The organism is Kineosporia sp. NBRC 101731, assembly GCF_030269305.1.
GTDB lineage: Bacteria > Actinomycetota > Actinomycetes > Actinomycetales > Kineosporiaceae > Kineosporia.
Window position 1 is genome coordinate 111,902 of sequence record NZ_BSTC01000004.1, and the last position, 21,433, is coordinate 133,334.

Here is a 21,433-nt window from a genome sequence, read left to right on the forward strand (position 1 = left end):
GAAATCTCAAACGGTGTACAACGCTCCGCCCATCACCAGACAATCGATCCAGCGGCACGACAACCAGGCACAACAACTAGGCACACCAACGCCCCACCACCGGTTTTCGCACCCCACCGGCACCACCGGGCCACCGTCCGCAGCTACCCGCAGACCGTGCTGTCGACATTGGCCCCGTCACCCACTGCCGCCGACCGATGCCAGCAACCTACGATGACCAGGGATCACCTAGACGACGGGTGGTGGGGGACAAGTGCCGAACACGCGAACCAGTGCTCGCCTGCGCATCCTCGTGGTCCAGCACGACCCCCACGTCGCGCGATCCCTCTCCCAGGCACTACGCGGCCACGGCTTCCAGACCCTGCACGCCGCCACCGCCACCGAAGCCGCAGCGTTGACCGGGGGAGCAGACCTCCTGCTGCTCGACCTCGGCCTGCCCGCACCACCCAGCATCACCAGCACGGTCAGCACTGCCAGCACTGCCAGCACTGCCAGCACGGCCAGCCCTGCCGGCACCATGACGGGCGACACCTCCACCCACGCATCGGACAAGACGTCCGCCGGTCATGGCGCTCGCTGGCTGCTCGAACACCTGCGCCAGTCCCACCCGCACTCCAGCGCCACCCGGATGCCGGTCATCGCCCTGACCACCCACCGTCCCCGGTCCCCGGACCCGGACCTCGACCCTCACATCGACGACTACGTGACCCGGCCCTGCAGCCTGGCGGTGCTCCTGGCCCGCATCGACGCCGTGATCCGCCGCGCGCTACCGCACCGCCTGCCACCGGCCCCGGTCGTCGACTTCGGCATCCACATCGACCCCGACACCCGCCAGATCCACGGCCCGGCCGGCACCGTCACCCTGACCGCCAAGGAATGCGACCTCCTCACCGCCCTCATGCGCCGCCAGGGCGCCGTGGTCACCCGCCAGAACCTGATGGAAGAAGTCTGGGACGTCACCTGGGTCGGCGCCTCCCGCACCCTGGACGTCCACATCGCCACCCTGCGCGGAAAACTGGGCGCCAGCAGCGGAACCACCGACACCAGCACCCGCATCGACACCCTGCGCGGCACCGGATACCGACTCGTCCCGGCGGAAGCACCCACCCTCATCGCCGCCGCCACCCACGCCCGAACCCACGAGCCCTTCGCGCCCACCCACGAATAGACGACCCCGCACCCGCATCGCCGACGTCCCACTACGGCGTCACCAAAGCGGCCCTCAACACCAGAGACGGCCCACACCTGCCGGCAGAGCGGAACATCACGACCGCACGAGCCGCTGGGCGATCAAACTGCGGGCGGTATCGACGATCGATTCCTCGGCGGGACGCGGCTCGAAGCCCAGCACCCGCCGGGCCTTGGCGTTGGAGGCCTGCCGCGCGTGGCCGAGGTTGGGAACGACCGGCCGGAACTCGGCCGAGAAAAGGGCACCGAACCTGACCACGAAGTCCGGGATGGAGCGCGTCAGCAGGTGCGGGGCAGCATCACCCAGACGCTCACGCAGGATCTCTCCGACCTGCTTCATCGAGATCGCCGGATCGCCCGAGACCAGGAACCGCTCGCCCGCAGCACCCTCGGCATCCAGGGCCGCCACGTGGGCCGCGGCGACGTCACGGACGTCCACGATCGGGAAGAACAGGTTCAGGTAGCCCGGCAGGGCACCGTCCAGAATGCGCTGGACCAGCCCGTTCGACCCGGAAATCTGCGGCCCCATCACCGGACCCATGACCGCCGTGGGCAGAATCGTGGTGAGCTCCAGCGCGCCTGCCTGCGCCGCCACGAAATCCCAGGCAGCCCGCTCCGCCAGCGTCTTGCTCTTGCCGTAGGCGTCCATGCCCGGGCCGTCCACGACGCCCCAGTCCGCCTCGGTGAACGTGCGGCCCCGGTCGTGCGGGTGCCCCCAGGCGACCGAGTGGAACGACGACGTGAGAACCAGCCGCCGCACACCGGCGTCACGAGCAGCGCGCAGAACCCGCAAGGTGCCATCACGCGCCGGCAGGATGACGTCGTTCTCGTCCTTGACCCCACCCGGAGCGACCGGCGAGGCGATGTGCAGAACGACGTCGCAACCGGCGACCGCCTCGGGCCACCCCGCATCGCTCAACAGGTCCGCGGCCACGAAACTCAGATCGGCGCCGTCGGACACGCCGGCCGCGGCCAGCACCGAGCGGACCACGGCCTCGCGCTCCAGCGAACGGACGGTGGTGCGGACGGAATAACCCCGCCCAAGCAGCTGCAAGATGCAGTGCCCGGCGATAAAACCCGACCCGCCGGTGACAAGGACACGCTGTGCGCTCATGGTGGAACCTCTCTCTCAGTCACCCGAGCCTCGCCACCCGGCCCACCGTTAGGCAGTCGTGCGGTTTTCGTAGGACTACCGGGGCCACGACAACACCCAGGCAGTACCGCACACTGCAGGAATGCCATCGTGGGAGTTCGGGCGCATGCTGCGCCGCTGGCGCGATCGCGTCGCGCCCGAGGCGGTAGGGCTACCGGCAGGAGGCCGCCGCCGCGCGAGCGGCCTGCGCCGCGAAGAACTCGCCGCGCTCGCCGGCATCTCACCCGACTACCTCACGCGGCTCGAGCAGGGGCGGGCGACATCCCCCTCCGTCCAGGTCGTCGAGGCCCTTGCCCGCGGCCTGCGTCTCACCGACCCCGAACGCGGCCTGCTCTACCGCGAGGCCGGTCACGTCGCTCCCGGACCCGACCTCGTGCCCTCACGCATCCCGCCGAGCGTCCAACGTCTCCTCGACCGTCTCGAGAACGTCCCACTCGTCGTCTACGACGCCACCTGGAACCTCCTACTCGCCAACACCCCGTACGACGCCCTCATGGGCGAGACCGGACACTGGCACGGCCTCGAACGCAACGCGATCTGGCGCAACCTCGTGGGCCCGGCCGGACGGGTCCTGACCACGCCCGACGAACGCGCCGAGCACCAGGTGCGACTCATCGCCGACCTACGACAGACCGTGTCGCGGTATCCGGCCGACCGCTCGGCCGCACGACTCGTCACCGAACTCACAGCCCAGAGCCCACGCTTCGCCGAACTCTGGAAAACAGGCAACGCCGACCCCGGCCGCGACCCCGCCCGCCACAAGGTCATCGATCACCCCACGGTGGGCAGGATCACGCTCGACTGCGACACACTCCTCGTCGCCGGCGATGACCTGCGACTCATGACCTACACCGCAGCACCCGGCACCGCAGACGCCGAACGCCTCGCCCTGGCACTCGTCCTCGGCACACAAACCCTCGTCGACTGAAAGACACCCACGACAACACCCACCCATCCACCAGCCGGCCCATCAACCGGGCAAGAACGCGTCCTCAACCGCCGTCGCCACACTCGCCAACCGCGACAACGACCCCGCACCCCGGTCGTACGCCTTCGTATTGTTCAAGCTCGCATGCCCCATACCGTCCTGCAGCCGATCGATCTGCGCCCCCGCCTGATCCAGATAAATCGTCGCATGCGAAGCCCGCAACACATGCGGCGTCACATCCAGCCCCACCCGCGCCCGCCGCGACACCCGCACCGTCAAGTTGTACAGATCCCAGTAACTCAACCGCCCACCCTGCGCATTCACCAGCAACGCCCCGGACGTGCGCTCGCCGATGTACTCGGCCACGAGGTGGCCAGTGCCGGGGGACAGGGGCAGTTCCTGACGGCGCCCGCCCTTGTGCGTGACGGTCAGGGTGACGTGACCGAAATGCTGACGGACGTCGGTCACGTCGAGGCTGACCAGTTCCGTTGCGCGCAGTCCCCGGCCCAGCAGGATGCGCATGGCCACGTACGACAGTTCACCCAGACCCTGTGCGGCACTCAGGAAGCGTGCCGCCTGCTGGGTGTCCAGCGCGGCGGTCGCGGCGAAGTCGCCGCCCCGGGGACGTTTGATGTGGGCGGCGGGGGAGGCGGCCAGAATGTCCTCGCCCACCAGGTACGCGTACAGAGACGACACCGCCGCGAGCTTCAGGCGCACCGTGTTCGCCGAGGCCGGCCGGCCGTGGAAGCCGCCGGTGGCCTGGATCTGCACCCGCCAGTCATCCACGTCACCGCGGCGCGCGTCGATCGGATGCAGCGAGCGAGCCTTGCAGAACTCCCGCCACTGCAGCTCCGCCGTCATGTACGTCTTCACCGTGTTCTGCGCTCGCTGCGCGATCAGCCAGGCCCGCACGAAATGGGGCCACACGTCACCGTTCCCGACCTCGAACTCGTCAGGCAGGACAGACGTGACCTCCACCGGCACCAGCTGGGACTCGAACACCTGTCCATTGTCCCAGAACTGTCCGGTATGCAGGGCGCCGCCTGCTCAGGGCACTGCGGGAACCCGGAGCATGAACCGCGCAGGATCGGCCTCAGCGAACCCGTACTGCTCGTAGAGACCGTGCGCGTCGGCGGTCCCCAGGAACGTGCGGGGGAGTCCCAGCCCATCCAGGTCTTCCAGCACCCCGGCCACCAGCAGCTTCCCGGCCCCGTGCCCACGCACGCCCGGATCCACGAACACGTCGCACAGCCAGGCGAACGTGGTGCCGTCGGTGACCACCCGCGCATACGCCACCTGAGCGCCACGCTCGTCGTACACCCCGTAGTTACGGGAGGCGTCGATCGCGGTGTCCTGCGCGGCACGGGTACGACCCAGCGCCCAGTACGCCTGCTCGCTCAGCCACCTGTGGACGAGGTCCCGATCGATCCGGGCGGTCTCGGGGGAGAAGATCCATGTCACGTCCGGCACTGTAAGAAAGGAACCCCGCGAGACCCAACGTCCAATGTGCATCTGATGGCCCGAGCCCTGAAACGCACCGAAAACCCCTGTGTGGCAGATAATCACAGTTATCTAGGTGAAAGACGTCGAAAGGCACTGTCTCGCAACCGCTTTCGCGGTGACATAGAGTGAGGCGATGTCGTATCCGCAGGCGGGGGAGAAGCCCTCGTTCAACCCTTCCAGAGTTCCAGCAAGGTCCTTATGGCCCTCATCTCGGAGCCTGCGACCTGCGCAAATGTGTTCCCGGGAAGGTACTCATCCAAGGGTCGGTCCAGCTCCAGCAAGGTCAACGGCTCACCCAGACCGCCCGCGCCGGCGATGATCCGGTAGTACCAGGTCGCCGTGGCATCGACCTGCTCAAGGGTCGTGACGTCATGTTCCAGGGCGCCGTTCTCGCCGAGCGACCAGTCACCGTCCAGTTCGGTGTGCGCCCGTACCGTGATCATTTCCGGGCCGCCGGAAGTCCAGGTGAATCGTTGCGCCGCGAACCCGCCACCCCAGCCGGACCAGTACATCCAGCCCGTGCCGTCAGACCAGACACCTCAATTCCGAACTGCTCACCGCACACAGTATGGCTGCGAAAGAGCCCCTCTCGGCCCTGCTCCCCTAACGCCGATAATGAACATTATGACATTTCATCTGGAGAAGGGCTCCCCTCAGCAGAGATAACTGCCGCAGCGTTCTTCGTCCTCTATCCTCGGCGCGTGGATTTTGGACTCGGCCGATACGAAGCCAAAGCAGCACAACTCGAACCCGCTGCCCGGGCCGTGATAGCGGAACTGCACCCAGCCCCCAGCGACCGCGTTCTGGATCTGGGATGCGGCACCGGCAACGCCGCGCTCCTCGCCGCTGAGCAAGGAGCGAGCGTGATCGGCGTTGATCCCGCACCACGCCTGCTGACCCTGGCTCGTCGCCGCGCCGACCAGGCCGGCCTCACGCTGGACTTCCAGCTCGGTGAGGCGGCCCGGATTCCGTTGCCGGACGACTCCACGGACGCGATCGTCTCGGTCTTCGGAGTCATCTTCGCTCCCGATGCGACGACAGCAGCAGCCGAGATGACGCGCGTGCTGCGCCCCGGCGGCCGGCTGATGTTGGCCGCCTGGACTCCTGAGGATGCGCCCGCCGGCCCGGGACCGTTGCGCCGCGAAGCCCTGAGCGCTGCTGGACACGATCAGCCGGTCAGTCACGCCTTTGCGTGGCATGACCCCGCAGCCCTCAACAACCTATTCGAGTTCGCGGGGATGACCTTCACGATCCAGCGCGCTGACGTAACGATCACCGCAGACTCACCTCAGGCCTATGCTGAGGCCGACCTCGCCAGCCATCCGTTGTGGGTGGACGCCCGCTCCGTGCTCGAACCGGCCGGGCGCTGGGAGAACCTCCGCGAGCAGGTGATCCAGCTCCAGACCGAGGTGAACGAAGACCCCATGGCCTTCCGCATCACCTGTCCCTACGTGATCGCTACTGGTGTCCTCCCCCAGTAAGGCCAACAGCCAGGACAAAGGCGGCTTCTTCAAGTTGCCTGAGAGCGGGGATCGCCTCGACCGTCAGATGGTCAGGCCGGTCTTCTCCAGGATCAGCCGGGCCGCGCTGTTCCTGGCCACATCCTTGCTCGAATCGGACAACGGTTCCGCGATGGTCACCGTGCCCTGCGGGCCGAAGACCTTCATCTTGCCGACACCGGCGCGTTCCACCTCGCCGCCTGCCTTCTTGATCTTCTTGACCAGGTCCCGAGCAGCGGAGGAGCGCCAGCGTTCAGCCATGCCCCCAGCTTAGGTGCATCGTCGGGGACCCGATCGAGGGCCCACTCCCCCGTGCGCCGACAGTCCAAGATCACCGATTCATCCCCTGCACCTCACTGACCTGAGCTCATGGCAATTCGGTTCGCCGAGGTGCAGCGATACCCGAAATTCGGGGCCGAGCAGTGGTTCGGCATCAGGCCACCTGCTCACCGTCACCCCTAGATCCGTTACCGGTTGTCCCCCGCACCACCCAGCACTCCCCGGCCCTGGCGGTCAGCCAGCTTGGCCAGGTTGCCGGCCGCAATGTCGTCCAGGGACAGGTCCAGGTAATCCGCGAGCACCGCCACGTACCAGAGCACGTCCCCCAGCTCCTTGGCCAGATCGTCCCGGTCGATGCGCGACTCGTCACTGTCGAGGTCCCGCACCCACTTCTTGAACTTCTCGGCGATCTCCCCGGACTCACCCACCAGACCGAGCACCAGGTGCAGCAGCTCGTTCTTCTTCTCCCGCGGCGCCGCCGTGCGCAGGGCACCCCGCTGATACGCGTCCAGATCCATGGTCGAGCAGTATGGCGACCTCTCCCCCGGCGCCCCATCATTCCCGGGCCCCCACGAAAGCCCTGGATCGCGCTTTCATCCGGGACCACCCGGACCTCATCGAACGGGCCGCCCAGGTCAAGGGCATCGACATCGACGTCCAGAAGATCATCACCCTGGACGCCGACGTACGCTCCAGCCAGCACCAGCTCGACGAGTCCCGGGCCGAGAAGAAGCGCCTCTCCGACGGATTCCGCAGTGCAACCCCCGACCAGCGCGCCGACCTCAAGGAACGCAGCGCCACGGTCCAGGCCACCATCGACACCCTCACCCAGCAGCCCCAGAACCTCTCGTCGTCTGCCCCGCCGACGAGAACACCTCCCGGCAGTGGCACAACACCCTCCTGGCCTCGGCCGAGAACATCCTGACCATCCTCGAACTGCCCTACCAGGTCGTCGACTGCTGCACCGGCGACATGGGCCTGGGCAAGCACCGCATGAACGACATCAACACCTGGTTCCCCTCACTCGACACCTACCGGGAAACCCACAGCTGCTCAACCCTTCTGGACTGGCAGGCCCGCCGCGCCAACATCAAGTACCGCACCACCGACGGCCAGATCACCTTGGCCCACACCCTGAACAACACCGCCGCCGCAACACCCGTCTCCTGGCCGCGTTCCTCGAGAACCACCAGCAGGAAGACCACACCGTCCACATCCCACCCGGCCTGCGCGCCTACCTGCACCATCGCGACGTCCTCTGATTTAACGGCAGGACACCATCGCCACCCTCCTGCCAAGGTGAGTGCCGTGAGCAACACAGAACTCGACACCCTCAGCTTCCGCGGCGACAAGGCCGGCCTACGCGCCCGCCGCGCCGCCGACATCCCCATCCTGCACAACGAACTGCACCACGACCCCGTCGACAGCTCCCGCGCCAGCGGCCGAGCCTGGATCCCGATCTCCCCCGACAACCCCGACGACTCCCCCTTCGCCGTCAAACCCGACGCCCCCCACGCCGTCTTCTCCATCGTCGACCTCGCCACCGGAGACCTCGCCGGAGACGTCGGCCTCTGGGGCATCGACCTGCACAACCGCAACAGCCAGATCGGCCTCGTCCTACGCCCCACATTCCGCGGCCGCGGCCTGGGCACCGACACCATCCGCCTCATCTCCGACTACGCCTTCACCACCCGCGGCCTGCACCGACTCGAGATCCGCACCCTCGCCGACAACCGCGCCATGATCAAGACCGCGCTCGCCGCCGGCTTCACCCAAGAAGGCACCCTGCGCCACAACGCCTGGGTCAACGGCACCTACCTCGACGAGATCGTCTTCGGCCGCATCACCCCCCGGTAAACACCCCGAGCGGGGGCCCTACCGCTCCAGGTCCAGGGCCTCCGCAATCATCCGCAACCCCTGGCGCTCAAACCCCTCATCACCCACCTGATGAGCCCACGCCGCCGTCCCGATCGCCTCCCGCACCCGCAGACGCTCCCACGCCCCCACATCCCCCGGGCGCTCGCCGTACCCCTCGAAAAACGCCACCTCCAACTCCGGCCGCCCCCGGAACTGCTGAGCCGACAACCGCGCGAAATCCGTCAACGCAGGCCGTAAATCAGCCCGACCAAAATCAATGACGCCCACCACCGCGCCATCTGACGATCCAGCTCATCACCGGCCTTCACCACGTAGCGCTCGCCACCGTGCACGACCTTGAGCACCGTCGTACCCACGAGGTCCCAGCTGAGGTCGCGCACCACCTCAGCGCCCGGCAGCCACGCGGCCACCAGAACCCGCTGCCGCTCGTCCAATTTCTCGAAACCCGAGGTCACAGCGCGAGGATAAAGACTGTCGGTGGCCTCTGGCACGATCCTCGCCATGGACCCGGCAGCCCTCAAGACGCAGATCACCGATCTCGTCGAAGCCCTGACCCCGCACGACGATCTGGGCCGCGCCCACCAGGCCACCACGCGGGAATGGCTGGCCGGCACCGACGACATCTACCGCCGTGCCAAACCCCGCACACCCTCACCCCACCTGGTCGCGTACGTCCTGCTCATCGACCGCCAGGCCGACAGCGTCCTGCTCTGCGACCACCGCCTCGCCGGCCTCTGGCTCCCCGTCGGAGGCCACGTCGAGCCCGCTGAGCATCCCTACGACACCGTCCGGCGCGAGACCACCGAAGAACTCGGCATCACCGCGACCCCCGACCCCGTCACGGGCGCAGCGCCGTTCTTCCTCACCGTCACGCAGACCCGCGACACTCCCGAACGCCGCCACACCGACGTCAGCCTCTGGTTCGCCCTCACCGGCCGCGTCGACCAGCACCTGACGCCCGACCCGGGCGAGTTCGCCGAGATCCGCTGGTGGAAGCCCTCACAGATCCGCGCCGAAGACCCCGCCACCTTCGATCCGCACCTGGGGCGCGCTCTCGAGAGCCTGGCCCTGTGAGCCGGTCACCACGAGATCATCCACCCCGCGCTGCTCTCCCAGTCGTCGCAGGCATGCTCCCGGAAGTGCGCCGTCTCATCGACCATCTCTACCTCCACCTCACGCTCCGGGTCGTACTTCTCCCACCACACCTGACCCGGCTTCAATCCGTTCAGCGTCTCCTGGCTGAAAGAGGCCCTGATCGACCAGTCCTGGTTCTCCGACCAGCCGCCCAGGTCGTAGGTGGCATCCTCCAGAACCCCTTCGAAGGGGTGCCTGACCGTCCATTCCGACCCCGGGGATGCCAGCGGCACCTCCGCCGAACCCTTCACCGGCGTCGTGGCATCCAACTGGGCCAGCTTCACGAAATCGTCTTCGTCCTCGTCCAGATACAGCAGCAGTCCATTGACGTTTCCCTCGCACAGCGCGATCACCGCGACCGGAGCACCGTCCTCGTCCACGCTCACGCCCATGTACCCAGCGTCCGCCGGCGAACAAGCCGTCAGACACAACAACAGCCCACCGGCCACCAGAAGAGGCCGAGCCCTCACCAAGATCATGACCGTCAGTGTGCGATTCGTTCACTGACGAAATACGGCTTTTCGCGTAACGATTCAGCGAGACTCGCCCGGCGGTGGCGCCGCCGCGGACGCGGCACCGGAAAGCACCGCCTTCTGCACCACATACCTGGCCGCCACCCGGAACCCCGCTGGATCCTCATTCGCGTCCGAGGACAACCGCGTCAGTCGATCCCGTGCCTCCGGCCAGCGCCCACCGGCCTCCAGCGCCAGCTGTGCCCGCACCCACATCGGATGGTGCGCCAGCTCCCCGTCCACGAATGCCTCGGCAGAGCAGCAGGCAGTAATTGAGGCGCAATGCGTTCCTAAGCCCCGCCCTCCCATGAGATGGGAGCCAAGCGTAGGCCCCGGTTCATCCGGGCCGTTCGGCGCCGTAGGCGACGGATGTGTTGAGGAAGGGTTTGCTCAAAGCCTGTTATCGACGCAAGCTAACCTTGATGAACTCGCCACTCACGAGGAGGAAGACGCTACACCCAGCGCACCTGATTCCCCACCGCCACCGAAGTCGCCGGTCGCCCATCGAGATCCGCACAACCGGGGAAGCGGCCGCCGGTCAGGCTTCACCCCCGACTCTCCCCGCTAGCCCGGCCTTTCCAAGAGCTACCCATGGGGAGAGGTTACGTGCGTTCACAACGCAGGTGACCTCCCCCATCCCATCGCCACGGAAATTCGCCTCCTGCGCGCGTCCACACCAAGGACCCACTAGGGCCTGTCCTGGATGCTTGGCGCGGCGGCCATTACATTGGCGAGGCGGCAGTCTCGGGTGGGGCTCGGCCAAGGTTCCGCATCCACCGCTCTGGGCGACGACCTCCCCCCAAGTATCGCCACGCCGGTCGCTCCCTGTTCGTCCTTTGCTTTTTCTCGGTGAGTATAAATGGCAGAGCACAAGCCTGTTATCATCTCTAGAATGCAGGCCAGGACAGCGATCCAGTCATACCTCGGGATTCTCGATCGTTCCGGGGCCTCGCGATCCACCCGGCGGCAACGCGAGTGGGCGCTGAACCAGGCACTCACCGCTGCTGCCCTGCACCGCATCCACGGTGGTGTCCCTACCGAGGAACAGGTTCGCGACACCCTCCCCGAGCAGGTCTTCGCCGCCGGTCAGCGTATCGACGTCACCGAGATCCTCGGTGAGGACTTCGCCGGCTGGTTCCTCCCCTGGGCCGCCACCGGCATCCTCGCCCAGACCCAGGGCGCCGCCCGCAGCCAGGCCGCCTCCCGTGCCCGCGCTGCCGCGCTGCGCGCTCTGGCCCTGGCTCATGGCAGCACTCCCATCACGCACACCGAACCCGCCGTTCAGCTGCGCACCCCCACCCCCATGAACGCCCGTGCCCTGCGGCAGGTCGCCTTCGGACTCGTGGCCATCGACCCGCCGTCCAAGGCCGCGATACGCCTGAGCGCCATGCTCGCGATCATGATCACCACTCCCCTGCGCCCCATCGACCTGTGCGACATGACCCTCGAAGACGTCCGCATCGGCACCGACGGCAGCATCTCGATCCCCGCACTCCCCTTGCCTCCCGACGTCCCCGCCCCTGTCGGATACACCGGCCGGGCCCTGATGGAACCCGCCCTCGGCCACCTGGTCGAAAGCTGGCTCGAGACCCGCCAGATCCTGGTGTCGAAGCTGCAGGGCTCAGCCCCGAAGACACTCTGGGTCTCGGTACGCGCCTCCCCCACCGACGACGGAACCATCCGCCCCGCCGGTCTCCCCCTGCATCCGCGCGGGCTGGAACGCAGCTACGTCGGCCAGGCCAAGAACTTCAACGCCGAACTGCGCGCCGGCTCGCGCGGATCACTGCCCCTCGGCCGCGACGGCGTACCGGTCAGCCACCTCCCCCTATCCTTCGATCACCTGCGCCGTTCCCTCCTCACCCTTGAAGAAGAAGCCCAGGTCTCCCGCGCGGGTCACTGATGGCGGATGACCCCGGGCTCCTAGCTTCCAGGCGGGGTTGCCTGTGCTTTTGTTGGTGAGCGAAAGCCTGTTATCAGATATGAGTGATGGCGACGGGCAGCTCCGAATCACCAGGAAACGCTGCACCGCACCATCACGCTCGTACCTGACTCTCTCAGCAGCCCCGTCTCACGGCCGCAGCAGCTCGCCGCAAGGCCGAGTTCCACCCATCGAGCTCGGCTGGAGGGTCTTCTGCGAAACCGGACAGGACCACCTCCAGACGACCGCCCGCGTCCCCCGCCTTGGCCTTCCCTCCCCAGAGCCGGATCTCGGCCGAAACACGCCACCACCGGCGAGGTCTTGCACGATCACGAACGGGTGGGCGAAGGCCCCTCCCCCACCATCAGGCCGACCCCACGGGCGCCTCGAGGAGCAGACGGTTCTCCGTCACCCGGAACCCGGCCCGCCCCAACGCCCGCGCCATCGGGATGTTGGCCAGATCAGTGGTGGCGGTGATGTATTCGGATCCCTGCCCGGCATGGAAACGAATAATCTCGGCGAGTAGGTCATCGACGATCCCCCGGCCCCGGTGGGCGGGGAGGACGCCGAGGTAGCCGACATTGCGGTGGTAGGGGGTCGCCGAGGGAACGATGAAACCCACCGGCTCCCCCGTGGCGGTGGTGGCCATGCGCCACCAGTCCCGCTCACCGGGGCAGTCGAGGTAGAAGTCGTAGTCGTCACGGGCCTGGGCGGCAGGGGTCATGACCGCCAGGGACCTGCGGGTGTTGAGGTCCAGAGTGCCGACGGCCGCCCGTTCGAAGAGGTCGAGGAACTCTCTCTCGGTGCCGGGGCGCATACGCAGGCGGCCAGTCGCAGGTGGTTGCCCGGCCCTCGGTTCCCAGGCGTAGCGGAGTCGTTCCACCTGTTCGGTCAGGGCGGCCGCGGCGGCGGCGCGCAGACGCCAGCCGACGGCGTCCCGGGCAGCCGGGTCGTCACGCCAGTGCGTGGGCAGGGCCAGCTGGTAGGCGGGAGGCCGGGCCGACCCGATGAGCGCGCGATGCGCCGATATCAGCAGGTCAGCCGCGACCTGGGCGCGATCCGGGACACGTTCCAGCAGGTGCAGGCAGTCCAGGGCCAAGGGTGCGGTGCTGTCGGAGCGTCCCCACCACAGGGCCCGGCCGAGCAACGTGCCGTCCTGGTCGAGCACGAGCCAGGTCCAGGGCCATCGCAGACGCCCTGCGGCCAGTTCTTCCTGGAGGCGCCGCGGGCCGATGGTGCCGACGGCCCGGTCGAGGGGAAAAGCGAGCAGGGCGTCGAGGTCGGCCGGGATGGCGGGGCGGATGTGCACGACCTCTGGATACTTCACGGCAGCGGCGGTACCCAGCGAATAACGACTGTTGCCGCTCCCCCGTCGATGACAGCATCCAGATTTGTGACGAACCCTGCGAACCGCTACGACGCCGTCTTCCTCGAGACCCTGCCCCCGGTGGCCCACCTGATCGACGAGCCGGCGCTCACCGAGCGCTGGGACCAGGAGAGTGTGCTGGCCAAGATGTCCGTAGGGGCATTGGCCTGCCACCTGAACCGGCAGATCACGTTGGCGCACCAGTTACTGAGCACACCCACGGACTTCCCCGTGCTGAGCGGCGGAGCCGATGAGCACTATGCGCGGGCGGCGTGGGTCACGACGACCTCTCCCGACGACCCCGAGAACGACCGCAGCAGTTATGAGGAAGAGGCGCGGTGGGGCGTCCACCGTTTGAGGGAGGCCACCACGAGGGCCGCGCACGAGGTGACCACCCTGCTGACAGGCGATGGCGCAGGCGAGCTGGCGGGCTTGCCGTGGCAGGGGTGGGCACTGCGGCGGGACGCGTTTCTGCTGACACGGATGCTCGAGGTCGTGGTGCATGCCGATGACCTGGCGCTGAGCATCGGGGTGCCAACGCCGGCGTTCACCGCGGGGGTGTTCGAGCCGGTGGTGGAGTTGCTGGCGCGTCTGGCGGCGCGCCGGCACGGTCAGTCGGCGGTGATCGGTGCGTTGTCCCGTCGGGAACGCGACCGGGGTGTCTCGGCGTTCTGACCCGCTCTGACAGCTCTGACAGTTCTGAAACGGTCTCAGGCGGGGTGTTCGGGCAGCCAGGTGCGGTCCCAGGCGACGACGTCGATGAGGGCTGCCAGAGCCGGGCTTCGGGGGCCGGTGGTGCGCCAGGAGGCGGTGAGTTCACGGGTGGCCCGGTGGTCGTCGATGGGGATCTCGATGAGGTCAGGGGTGGGTCCGAGTGGGGGGACGATGGCGACGCCGAGGCCGGCGGCGACGAGTCCGCGCAGAGTGAGGACGTCTTCGCCTTCGAAGGCGGTGGCGACGCGGACCCCGGCGTCACGCAGGAGGGTGTCGGTGATGGCGCGCAGTCCGTAGGCGGGGGCGAGGGCGAGGGTGGTTTCGCCTTCGAGTTCGCTGAGGCGGATGGTTTTTCGGTGCGCGTAGCGGTGGGTGGGGGCTACGGCCAGGACGAGGTGTTCGGTGTAGAGGCTGACGGTGAGGACGTTTTCGGCAGGGTCGGGGGGTGGGGAGACGAGGACGAGGTCGGCTCCGGTGTCGAATTCGGCGAGGCAGTAGGCGCGGCCTCCTTGGCGCAGGTCGACGCGGGTGCCGGGGCGGCGGGTGACGAGGGTCTTGACCAGGGCGGGCACGACGGCGCGGCCCAGGGAGTTCTGGAAGACGATGGAGACGCGGTTGGCGCGCCGGGCTTCGTCGTCGCGGATCTGGGTGACGGCTTCGGTGACGAGGTCGAGGGCTCGGCGGGTGGTGGTGGCGAATTCGGCGCCGGCGGCGGTGAGGCGGACGCCGCGGCCGTCGCGGTCGAGGAGGTCGCAGCCGAGGTGGTGTTCGAGGCGGGCGAGGCCGCGGCTGACGGTGGATTGGGGGACGCCCAGTTCGTCGGCGGCGGCGGAGATGCCGCCGGTGTCGACGAGGGCGGTGAGGAGGGGGAGGGCGGCGAGGACCTTGCGGAGTTCGGCAGGGTCGGGAGGTGGTTCGTCGGCGTGATGCATGCATTGATGCTATGCGTTGCGCTCATTGATGCATTTGAGCTCGGTGAGGGCCGCACTTAGCGTCCGGGTTGTGAAGACTTCCCCTGCCGGCGTGTTGATGGATGGCCCGTCGAGCGTTCTGGTGACCGAGTTCTGGGAGGGGCACGCGGAGGGTTCCCGGGAGTACCGGCGCATCCTTCTGGCCCTGCTGTCGGCGGGGGTGGCGTGTTTTGCCGCCCTGTACGCGCCGCAGGGTGTTCTACCGCTGGTATCGGCGGATCTGCAGATCTCGGAGGCGCGCTCGGCGTTGCTGGTGTCATCGGGCACGATCGGTCTGGCGATCGGGGTGTTGCCGTGGTCGTGGGTGGCGGACCGGATCGGGCGGCTGACGGCGATGCGGGTGGCGATGCTGACGTCGGCGGTGTTCGGACTGGCATGGACGGTGTTTCCCTCGTTCGAGGGGATGATCGTGCTGCGGGTGCTGCAGGGCATGGCGCTGGGCGGGATCCCGGGGCTGGCGATCACGTATCTGCATGACGAGATCCGGCCTTCGCAGGCGGCGGTGGCGGCGGCCACGTACGTGTCGGGTACGACCGTGGGGGGCATCAGCGGGCGGATCATCTCGGGGCCGGTCGGGGAGGCGTGGGGGTGGCGCTGGGGTGTGGGCCTGGCCTGGGTGGTCGCGGCGCTGGCGTCGGTGTTGTTCGTGGTGCTCGCGCCTCCGGCGCGGGGTTTCGTGCGGGACACGCACACGCGGGTGCGGGATGTCGCGCACCATGTGGGGATGAACCTGCGCGACCCGGGGATGGTGACGTTGTACGCGCAGGCGTTCCTGCTGATGGGCGGGTTCGTCGCGGTCTACAACTACCTGGGTTTCCGCTTGCAGGCAGCACCTTTCGGGTTGAGCGCGGCGGTGACGTCGTTGTTGTTCCTGGCCTATCTGTCGGGCACGGTGTGCTCGCGGCAGGCCGGGCGGATCGTGGGGCGGTTCGGGCGGGGCCGGGTGCTGGCGTTCATGTCGGGCGTGATGGCGGTGGGGGTGCTGCTGACGCTGGCAGGGAATCTGGCGGTGATCATGGTCGGGTTGGTGACGCTGACCGGTGGGTTCTTCGGTGCACACGCGATCGCTTCGGGCTGGGTAGGTGCCCGGGCCCGGGTCGGGCGGGCGCAGGCGGCCTCGTTGTACAACCTCTTCTACTACCTGGGCTCGAGTGTGGTCGGCTGGGCCGGGGGGATGTTCTTCGCCGGTGGGGGCTGGGCCGGTCTGGTGGCACTGGTGGTGGGGCTGGTGGTCGTGGCCCAGGTACTGCGGATGGCGGCGGCCCGTCACCTGCGCGAGAGCTAGAGAGGCCGCACCCAGCGCGACCATTCCTCCTGCAGCCGGTAACCCCGGGCCCACCAGGCGCTCTGGGCGGGGATGTTGTCGTCGAGCACCATGGCGTCGGAGCGGGTGCCGCCCAGGGCGCGAAAGCGCTGCTCGGCCGCGTCGATGAGGGCGGTCGCGATGCCCTGGCGGCGGTGGGCGGGGGCCACGGCCAGGCGGTAGAGATGGCAGCGCCAGCCGTCGAAGCCGGCCACGACGGTGCCGAGGAGGTGGTCGTGGGCGTCCACGGCGACGATCAGGGCGTCGGGGTCGCAGGTGATGAGGTTCCTCACGGCCGTGTCGGAATCCTCGGGCCGGGCGGCGTTCTCGGCGGCGTCGCGCCAGAACTCCAGCAGGGCGGGCACGTCGTCGGGGGTGGCTGGTCGCAGCGTGAACACGAGGGCGACCCTATGGCGTCGGTGCCCTGACGTTTCCGGACCGGAAAAGGATGCCTGGTTTCAGGTCACGGTTTGGTCAACTGCCGGACACCGTGTGTGGACGCTTCTAGCCTCGATAGATGCCAGGTTTCCCGTTCGTCTTCACGCCCCGGGTGGGCCGTGCCGGGCGGGTGGCCTTCCAGGAGACCGGATTCCCGCCCGGCAGCGGGCAGCACGAAATTCTTCTTGGCACACCCCGTGAGTGTGCGTGTTCGGATGTTCCCGGTGCGGAATACTCGGCCTGGGCGGTCGGTGTGCGCTCAGGGCACGCGGTCGACCGCCTCGCCTCCGCGCCTCGCCCCGTCCCGGCGATGCGTGCAGACCAGGTACTCCTCACCTACTGAGGTGGTGCCGGGGCTCGTGAGAACCCCGGGTACGGCGGGAGTGGTTCAGGCTCCCCGCATCTCGCCGGCTGCGATGCCGTCGAGGAATGCCGACCATTCGTCGTTGCTGAAGCTGAGCACCGGCCCGAGCCCCTTGGCCTTGGTGTCGCGCACGGCCACGCCGCCGCCGGTGCGGAACGCGATCTCGACGCAGTTGCCGTTCACGGCGCTGAACGAGGACTTCCTCCAGTCCAGGGAATCGTCGTCATTACTCAGCAGGTTGACCTCGGTTGCGGACATGACCGCTCTCCCATCACTCGGTTCATCGGTGGTTCTGGTGGCCGCCCGATCTGGTCGATCGGGCCGGCCGGGCGGTGAGGCACCCGGTCGCGCATTCAGGACCGGGTGAGGTGCGACAGATCTGTGAGTACGAGAGGCTGGTCGACAACCTCCGGGCGGACGGTGAGCAGTGTCCGCCCTTGCTGGACGGTGAATTCCACCCGTCCCCAGCGGCCCGGTTCCCGTAGGGCACCCCGGCGGGCCAGCCAGCCCCGCAGTTCCTCGACCGGGATGTGCGCGTGTCGCACATCGCAGTACCAGACATCGACGCTCGAGCCGTCACCGCTGCGGGAAAGGGTCACGACGGACTGCTCCCCGGTGGTGGTGACGATGTCGATATCCATCCCGTTACTCCTCGTAGTTAATCGGTCAGTATCCGCAGCGCCGGTGACGCGGATACCGCCACCTCTCGACAGCTACGAAAGATAGCCTCCATTCCACGAAAAAGCCCAGTTCAGCCGTTCAGTCGAGGTGTCGTGACGATCAGTGGGCCGGACATTTCCCAGAGCGATCATGAGATTGCAGCAATCGATGTAAAGATTGCACTGTGTAATGCTCATATCGCCACTTAATTTCGGGGAGGGCCGATCATGGAATCCGCGCGCCGCGAGCGCGTCCATCCCTCCTCACGGCCGGCCCGTTGTGGGCGGGGCGATCTACTGGATGCGCTGGACGATCTGGAGGTGGAGCGGTGGGATACCGCGAGCCTGAGCCCGGGCTGGGCCGGTGCTGTTGGGGGGTCAGTCCGGTGTCCCGTTCTCGCCGCAGTGCTCCCCGGCGTTGATGCAGTTGCGCACCAGCGCCCTCAGGATCGTGGGCTGCCATCCGGTCACCACCCCGAATCCGTACGTCCCGCCGGAGATCCGCACGGATGCGCTCACGTCGATCGGGTAGACCACCCGTACCAGCAGGGTCGGGATGACCACGGGGTGGCTGGCCGGGCATCCTTCGCCGGCGGCCCAGGCCAGGTGGGAGCGGTGTGCGGGTACGTCCAGGTGGCGTCCGTCCCAGCATCCGGGGGCGGCGATCGTGGCGATCAGCTTGTCTCCGGCCCGGCAGGTGGAGGCCTGGGGCGGGACGGATGCGTCGTAGCCGGTGCACGCCCAGGTCACCGAGCTGTCCGGCGCCGAGGAGGGTGCCGCGCCGGTGCCTCCGGCGAGGATCCGGAGGCCGGCCGGGAACGGCTGGACGCTCGTGTAGTCGCGCACCATGCCCTTGTGCAGTATCTGGAACGACTCCGGCTCGATGTGCCGGCCGCGCTGCAGCAGGGACGGCACCCAGTACGTCGAGCGGTCGCCGGGGTTCAGGCACGAGGACGTTCCTGTCGGTGTTCGGCCCGGGGCGGCGAGCGTTGTGGCGGTGCTGCCGAACACGTCGTAGCGCGTTCCGGTGGTGGCCAGGCCGGTCACGGGGGCTTGGGTGGTGGTGCGCACGGGGGCGCACATGCTCGGGAATTCCTGGTAGACGGCGCGGGGTGGGGTTTTTGCCGGGCGGGCGGTGACGGCGGGGCGCACCCGGTAGGGGTTGGTGGTGTGGGTTGCCTTCGGGGTCGGGGTCAGCGGGGTGGGTGGGGTCGAGGTGGTGGACGTCGTGCTTGCCTGGGGGGTCGTGCTCGCCGGGGGTGCGGGGTCGTGGCCGGGCTGGATGAGGACCGGCACGACGGCGGCCACGCCCACGAAGATCACCAGCAGGATGACGGCGATCGTCACCTGGCGTGCGCTCCATTCGCCCCAGGTACCCGGCACCCGCATTCCCTGCTCCTCCCGTTCGAATTCAGTGCCCGACGTCGCGGCCGTTGCGCCCTCTTCCTTGTTCGTGATCGTGCAAGGTGTCCCGAGTGTTCTGGATCTGTGACGGCGGGAGTTCTGGAGCTTCGGGGTTGCTTTGCATGATCACGAACGGAAGCTGGGTTCAGGGGAGTGGGGCACTACCGGCGCGTCACCCTATGCTGCCCGCATGAACGGCCCGTCCCCCTCCCGTCGCCGGGCCCGTGAGCTCGTGGAACCGCAGCACTGGGTCGGTGGCGCGACCGAGAGTGTCGCCGGGCTCTGCCAGTTCGTGCTGCTCCTGCGGCTGGGGGCCACGCTGATGCTGGTCGTGGCGGCTGTCCTGATCGAGCCCGACCCGCAGACCTTGCTGCTGGGCACCCTGGTCGCGGGCATCGTGACTGCCGCCGAGCTGGCCGTTGTGGTGCGGCATCCGGTGGCGGTGGTGCGGTGGCCGGTGTTCGTGCTCGTCGAGCTGGCCGCGGGCGCCGCGATTGCCGCGCTGATGCAGGGTGGGCCGGTGTTCTTCTCGTTCTCCTGCGGGTCGGCGGCCGTGTTCGGGGTGGCCGCGGGGCTGCGGGCGTGGCCGGTGTGGGTGGTGCAGACGGTCGCCGCGTACGCGGTGGTGGCCTGGATCATCCGCCTGGACGAGGTTCCCGCGACGCTGGCCGTGTACCTGACGGGTGTCCCCACGTTGTATGTCCTGGTCGGCCTGGCCTCGGCGACGGCCCGTGCCGCGGTGATCCGGCACGTGAACCTGGCTCGTTCGGCGCTGGAGGCGATCGAGCGGTCGGCGGTCGCGGCCGAGCGCACCCGGGTGGCGCGGGAACTGCATGACTCGGTCGAGAAGACGCTGCGTGGGCTCTCGTTCGCGGCCGCGTCACTGCCCCAGGCGGTGCAGCAGCGCCCGCAGCTGGCCGCCGAGCTGGCCCGTACGGTGGCTGAGGGGGCTCGCACGGCCGCGGACGAGGCCCGGGAGCTGCTGGGCATGCTGCGGGCCGACGACCTGGATGCCACCTTGGCCCAGGCCATTGAACGGGCCTGCCGGGAGTGGTCGGCGAAGAGCGGTCTGCGGGCCGACACCGACCTGAGCGACGTGGCGGCCGATCTGCCGGTGCGGCACGAGGTGCTGCGCATCGTGCGCGAGGCCCTGGGTAATGTGGCCCGCCACTCCGGCGCCGAGCACGCCTGGATCGACCTGGTCCGGGAGGGCGTCAACCTGCGACTGACGATCCGCGACGACGGTCACGGCTTCACCGTTCCCGCTGACCTGGACCGGCTGTCGGCCGCCGGGCACTACGGCGTGGTCGGGATGGCCGAGCGCGCCCGGCAGATCGGCGGGCGTCTGCGGGTCTTCTCCGGCGAGGACCTGGGCGCGGTCGGGGGCACCCAGGTGGTGCTCTGGGCACCGGCTGGAGTGATGGCACCGATGTCTGACAGGGTCCGCACATGAGGATCCGGGTCGCGGTGGTCGACGACAACCCGATGGTGCGCGCCGGGCTGCGGGCCATGCTCGAGCTGGGCGGCATCGACGTGATCGCCGAGGCCGGCGACGGGCGCGCCGCCGTCGATGTTGTGACCCGGTACCGGCCGGACGTCATCCTCCTGGATCACCGCATGCCCGTCGCCGACGGCCTGCAGGTGCTCTCCCACCTGGCCGACCTCACCCGTGTGCTGCTGCTGACCTCTGACGACAGCGACGCCGTGATCAGCCAGGCCCTGGCCCGGGGCGCCAGCGGGTTCCTCAGCCACAACTGCCTGGGTGGTGACGAACTCCTGCGCGCGGTGCACGCGGTCGCGGCCGGTGAGGGCTGGCTGGCCCCGGTCGCCGCCGCTGTCGCCGTCCGTCAGCTGCGGGGGCGGGCCGAACGTGAGTCCGCGGCCCGCATCCGCTTCGATCTCACCCGCCGCGAGCGCGAGCTGATGGATCTGCTGATCAAGGGCATGACGAACGCCGAGATCGCCGCGCACCTGGTGCTGTCGGAGAAGACGGTGAAGAACCATCTCAACCATGTCTACGCGAAACTCGGCGTGCGGCACCGCACCGAGGCCGTGGCCCGCTGGCAGGGCGAGGTCTGAGAGGTCGGAAGGGTCGGAGAGGGATCTGAAGGGGAGGGGCCCACAGATCTGGGCCCCGCGCGTCCTTCATGTGGGACCCGGGACCGGCGAGCGCACAGCCGCCGCACAGCCAGACTTCGAGGCGTCCGCACGACGACGTCTCG

At 68.4% G+C, this 21,433-nt stretch carries 26 protein-coding genes and 1 pseudogene; 12 read left to right on the forward strand and 15 right to left on the reverse strand.

The window, feature by feature from the left end; all coding sequences use genetic code 11:
* Nucleotides 1–253: 253 nt before the first annotated feature.
* Nucleotides 254–1,168, forward strand: coding sequence for a response regulator transcription factor (locus QSK05_RS13345; protein WP_285597474.1), 915 nt, complete (start codon nt 254–256; stop codon nt 1,166–1,168).
* A 96-nt stretch (nt 1,169–1,264) separates the two neighbouring features.
* Here the strand turns inward: QSK05_RS13345 and QSK05_RS13350 are convergent, their stop codons facing one another.
* Nucleotides 1,265–2,302, reverse strand: a complete 1,038-nt coding sequence (locus QSK05_RS13350; RefSeq protein ID WP_285597475.1) for an SDR family oxidoreductase — start codon at nt 2,300–2,302, stop codon at nt 1,265–1,267.
* Nucleotides 2,303–2,423: 121 nt separating this feature from the next.
* Here QSK05_RS13350 and QSK05_RS13355 point away from each other — a divergent pair, with 121 nt between their 5' ends.
* Nucleotides 2,424–3,269 (forward strand): helix-turn-helix transcriptional regulator, encoded by an 846-nt coding sequence (locus QSK05_RS13355; protein ID WP_285597476.1) that lies wholly within the window; start codon nt 2,424–2,426, stop codon nt 3,267–3,269.
* A gap of 42 nt (nt 3,270–3,311) precedes the next feature.
* On the opposite strand, the gene QSK05_RS13360 is transcribed toward QSK05_RS13355, so the two are convergent.
* The 3 genes from QSK05_RS13360 to QSK05_RS13370 all read right to left on the reverse strand — a co-directional run bounded on the left by QSK05_RS13360 (nt 3,312) and on the right by QSK05_RS13370 (nt 5,284).
* The gene (locus tag QSK05_RS13360; protein WP_285597477.1) at nt 3,312–4,271 is read right to left on the reverse strand and encodes a tyrosine-type recombinase/integrase; all 960 of its coding nucleotides are present in this window, start codon (nt 4,269–4,271) and stop codon (nt 3,312–3,314) included.
* Nucleotides 4,272–4,316: 45 nt separating this feature from the next.
* Nucleotides 4,317–4,730, reverse strand: coding sequence for a GNAT family N-acetyltransferase (locus tag QSK05_RS13365; RefSeq protein ID WP_285597478.1), 414 nt, complete (start codon nt 4,728–4,730; stop codon nt 4,317–4,319).
* Nucleotides 4,731–4,939: 209 nt separating this feature from the next.
* Entirely contained in the window at nt 4,940–5,284 is a 345-nt protein-coding gene (locus tag QSK05_RS13370; RefSeq protein ID WP_285597479.1) for a hypothetical protein, read from the reverse strand.
* Nucleotides 5,285–5,473: 189 nt separating this feature from the next.
* Between QSK05_RS13370 and QSK05_RS13375 the strand changes: the two genes are divergently transcribed.
* Nucleotides 5,474–6,253, forward strand: a complete 780-nt coding sequence (locus QSK05_RS13375) for a class I SAM-dependent methyltransferase (RefSeq protein WP_285597480.1) — start codon at nt 5,474–5,476, stop codon at nt 6,251–6,253.
* 63 nt (nt 6,254–6,316) lie between these two features.
* Here QSK05_RS13375 and QSK05_RS13380 read toward each other — a convergent pair whose 3' ends face one another.
* On the reverse strand, nt 6,317–6,532 hold the full coding sequence (locus QSK05_RS13380; protein WP_285597481.1) for a hypothetical protein: 216 nt from the start codon (nt 6,530–6,532) through the stop codon (nt 6,317–6,319).
* A gap of 206 nt (nt 6,533–6,738) precedes the next feature.
* Entirely contained in the window at nt 6,739–7,068 is a 330-nt protein-coding gene (locus QSK05_RS13385; RefSeq protein WP_285597482.1) for a nucleoside triphosphate pyrophosphohydrolase family protein, read from the reverse strand.
* A gap of 11 nt (nt 7,069–7,079) precedes the next feature.
* On the opposite strand from QSK05_RS13385, the gene QSK05_RS13390 reads away from it, so the two are divergent.
* The 3 genes and pseudogenes from QSK05_RS13390 to QSK05_RS13400 all read left to right on the forward strand — a co-directional run bounded on the left by QSK05_RS13390 (nt 7,080) and on the right by QSK05_RS13400 (nt 8,407).
* Entirely contained in the window at nt 7,080–7,475 is a 396-nt protein-coding gene (locus tag QSK05_RS13390; RefSeq protein WP_285597483.1) for a serine--tRNA ligase, read from the forward strand.
* Nucleotides 7,391–7,812, forward strand: a pseudogene (locus QSK05_RS36640) (aminoacyl--tRNA ligase-related protein); the annotation flags it as partial. The gene QSK05_RS13390 and the pseudogene QSK05_RS36640, both read left to right, overlap by 85 nt.
* Nucleotides 7,813–7,858: 46 nt before the next feature.
* The gene (locus tag QSK05_RS13400; protein WP_285597485.1) at nt 7,859–8,407 is read left to right on the forward strand and encodes a GNAT family N-acetyltransferase; all 549 of its coding nucleotides are present in this window, start codon (nt 7,859–7,861) and stop codon (nt 8,405–8,407) included.
* A gap of 18 nt (nt 8,408–8,425) precedes the next feature.
* Here the strand turns inward: QSK05_RS13400 and QSK05_RS36355 are convergent, their stop codons facing one another.
* Both QSK05_RS36355 and QSK05_RS13410 read right to left on the reverse strand, forming a co-directional pair.
* Nucleotides 8,426–8,698 (reverse strand): phosphotransferase, encoded by a 273-nt coding sequence (locus tag QSK05_RS36355; protein WP_352301143.1) that lies wholly within the window; start codon nt 8,696–8,698, stop codon nt 8,426–8,428.
* Nucleotides 8,650–8,883, reverse strand: a complete 234-nt coding sequence (locus QSK05_RS13410; protein WP_285597487.1) for a hypothetical protein — start codon at nt 8,881–8,883, stop codon at nt 8,650–8,652. Before QSK05_RS13410 ends, QSK05_RS36355 begins: the two co-directional genes overlap by 49 nt.
* A 46-nt stretch (nt 8,884–8,929) precedes the next feature.
* On the opposite strand from QSK05_RS13410, the gene QSK05_RS13415 reads away from it, so the two are divergent.
* Nucleotides 8,930–9,502, forward strand: coding sequence for an NUDIX hydrolase (locus tag QSK05_RS13415; protein WP_285597488.1), 573 nt, complete (start codon nt 8,930–8,932; stop codon nt 9,500–9,502).
* 5 nt (nt 9,503–9,507) lie between these two features.
* Here the strand turns inward: QSK05_RS13415 and QSK05_RS13420 are convergent, their stop codons facing one another.
* On the reverse strand, nt 9,508–9,954 hold the full coding sequence (locus QSK05_RS13420) for a hypothetical protein (protein WP_285597489.1): 447 nt from the start codon (nt 9,952–9,954) through the stop codon (nt 9,508–9,510).
* Nucleotides 9,955–10,966: 1,012 nt separating this feature from the next.
* Here QSK05_RS13420 and QSK05_RS13425 point away from each other — a divergent pair.
* Nucleotides 10,967–11,974 carry a site-specific integrase gene (locus QSK05_RS13425; RefSeq protein ID WP_285597490.1) on the forward strand — a complete coding sequence of 336 codons (1,008 nt, stop codon included), beginning with the start codon at nt 10,967–10,969 and terminating at the stop codon, nt 11,972–11,974.
* Between the two features lie 382 nt (nt 11,975–12,356).
* Here the strand turns inward: QSK05_RS13425 and QSK05_RS13430 are convergent, their stop codons facing one another.
* Nucleotides 12,357–13,319, reverse strand: coding sequence for a GNAT family N-acetyltransferase (locus QSK05_RS13430; protein WP_285597491.1), 963 nt, complete (start codon nt 13,317–13,319; stop codon nt 12,357–12,359).
* A 66-nt stretch (nt 13,320–13,385) separates the two neighbouring features.
* On the opposite strand from QSK05_RS13430, the gene QSK05_RS13435 reads away from it, so the two are divergent.
* Complete coding sequence (locus tag QSK05_RS13435) at nt 13,386–14,033, forward strand: maleylpyruvate isomerase N-terminal domain-containing protein (protein ID WP_285597492.1); 648 nt, start codon at nt 13,386–13,388, stop codon at nt 14,031–14,033.
* Between the two features lie 35 nt (nt 14,034–14,068).
* Here QSK05_RS13435 and QSK05_RS13440 read toward each other — a convergent pair whose 3' ends face one another.
* Nucleotides 14,069–15,004, reverse strand: coding sequence for a LysR family transcriptional regulator (locus QSK05_RS13440; protein WP_285597493.1), 936 nt, complete (start codon nt 15,002–15,004; stop codon nt 14,069–14,071).
* Between the two features lie 70 nt (nt 15,005–15,074).
* Between QSK05_RS13440 and QSK05_RS13445 the strand changes: the two genes are divergently transcribed.
* Nucleotides 15,075–16,328 carry an MFS transporter gene (locus QSK05_RS13445; protein WP_285597494.1) on the forward strand — a complete coding sequence of 418 codons (1,254 nt, stop codon included), beginning with the start codon at nt 15,075–15,077 and terminating at the stop codon, nt 16,326–16,328.
* On the opposite strand, the gene QSK05_RS13450 is transcribed toward QSK05_RS13445, so the two are convergent.
* From QSK05_RS13450 to QSK05_RS13465, 4 genes are all read right to left on the reverse strand, one after another.
* Nucleotides 16,325–16,744: a GNAT family N-acetyltransferase gene (locus QSK05_RS13450; protein WP_285597495.1), complete on the reverse strand. Its 420-nt coding sequence runs from the start codon at nt 16,742–16,744 to the stop codon at nt 16,325–16,327. The two genes, QSK05_RS13445 and QSK05_RS13450, sit on opposite strands and share 4 nt — an antisense overlap.
* 428 nt (nt 16,745–17,172) lie before the next feature.
* A complete protein-coding gene (locus QSK05_RS13455) occupies nt 17,173–17,406 on the reverse strand; it encodes a DUF397 domain-containing protein (RefSeq protein ID WP_285597496.1) in 234 nt (77 codons plus the stop codon).
* 95 nt (nt 17,407–17,501) lie between these two features.
* Nucleotides 17,502–17,789 carry a hypothetical protein gene (locus QSK05_RS13460; RefSeq protein ID WP_285597497.1) on the reverse strand — a complete coding sequence of 96 codons (288 nt, stop codon included), beginning with the start codon at nt 17,787–17,789 and terminating at the stop codon, nt 17,502–17,504.
* 396 nt (nt 17,790–18,185) lie between these two features.
* The gene (locus tag QSK05_RS13465) at nt 18,186–19,196 is read right to left on the reverse strand and encodes a DUF1996 domain-containing protein (protein ID WP_285597498.1); all 1,011 of its coding nucleotides are present in this window, start codon (nt 19,194–19,196) and stop codon (nt 18,186–18,188) included.
* A 205-nt stretch (nt 19,197–19,401) separates the two neighbouring features.
* Here QSK05_RS13465 and QSK05_RS13470 point away from each other — a divergent pair, with 205 nt between their 5' ends.
* Together QSK05_RS13470 and QSK05_RS13475 are read left to right on the forward strand one after the other, a co-directional pair.
* Nucleotides 19,402–20,664: a sensor histidine kinase gene (locus QSK05_RS13470; protein WP_285597499.1), complete on the forward strand. Its 1,263-nt coding sequence runs from the start codon at nt 19,402–19,404 to the stop codon at nt 20,662–20,664.
* Nucleotides 20,661–21,290, forward strand: coding sequence for a response regulator (locus tag QSK05_RS13475; RefSeq protein WP_285597500.1), 630 nt, complete (start codon nt 20,661–20,663; stop codon nt 21,288–21,290). Before QSK05_RS13470 ends, QSK05_RS13475 begins: the two co-directional genes overlap by 4 nt.
* Nucleotides 21,291–21,433 lie beyond the last annotated feature (143 nt).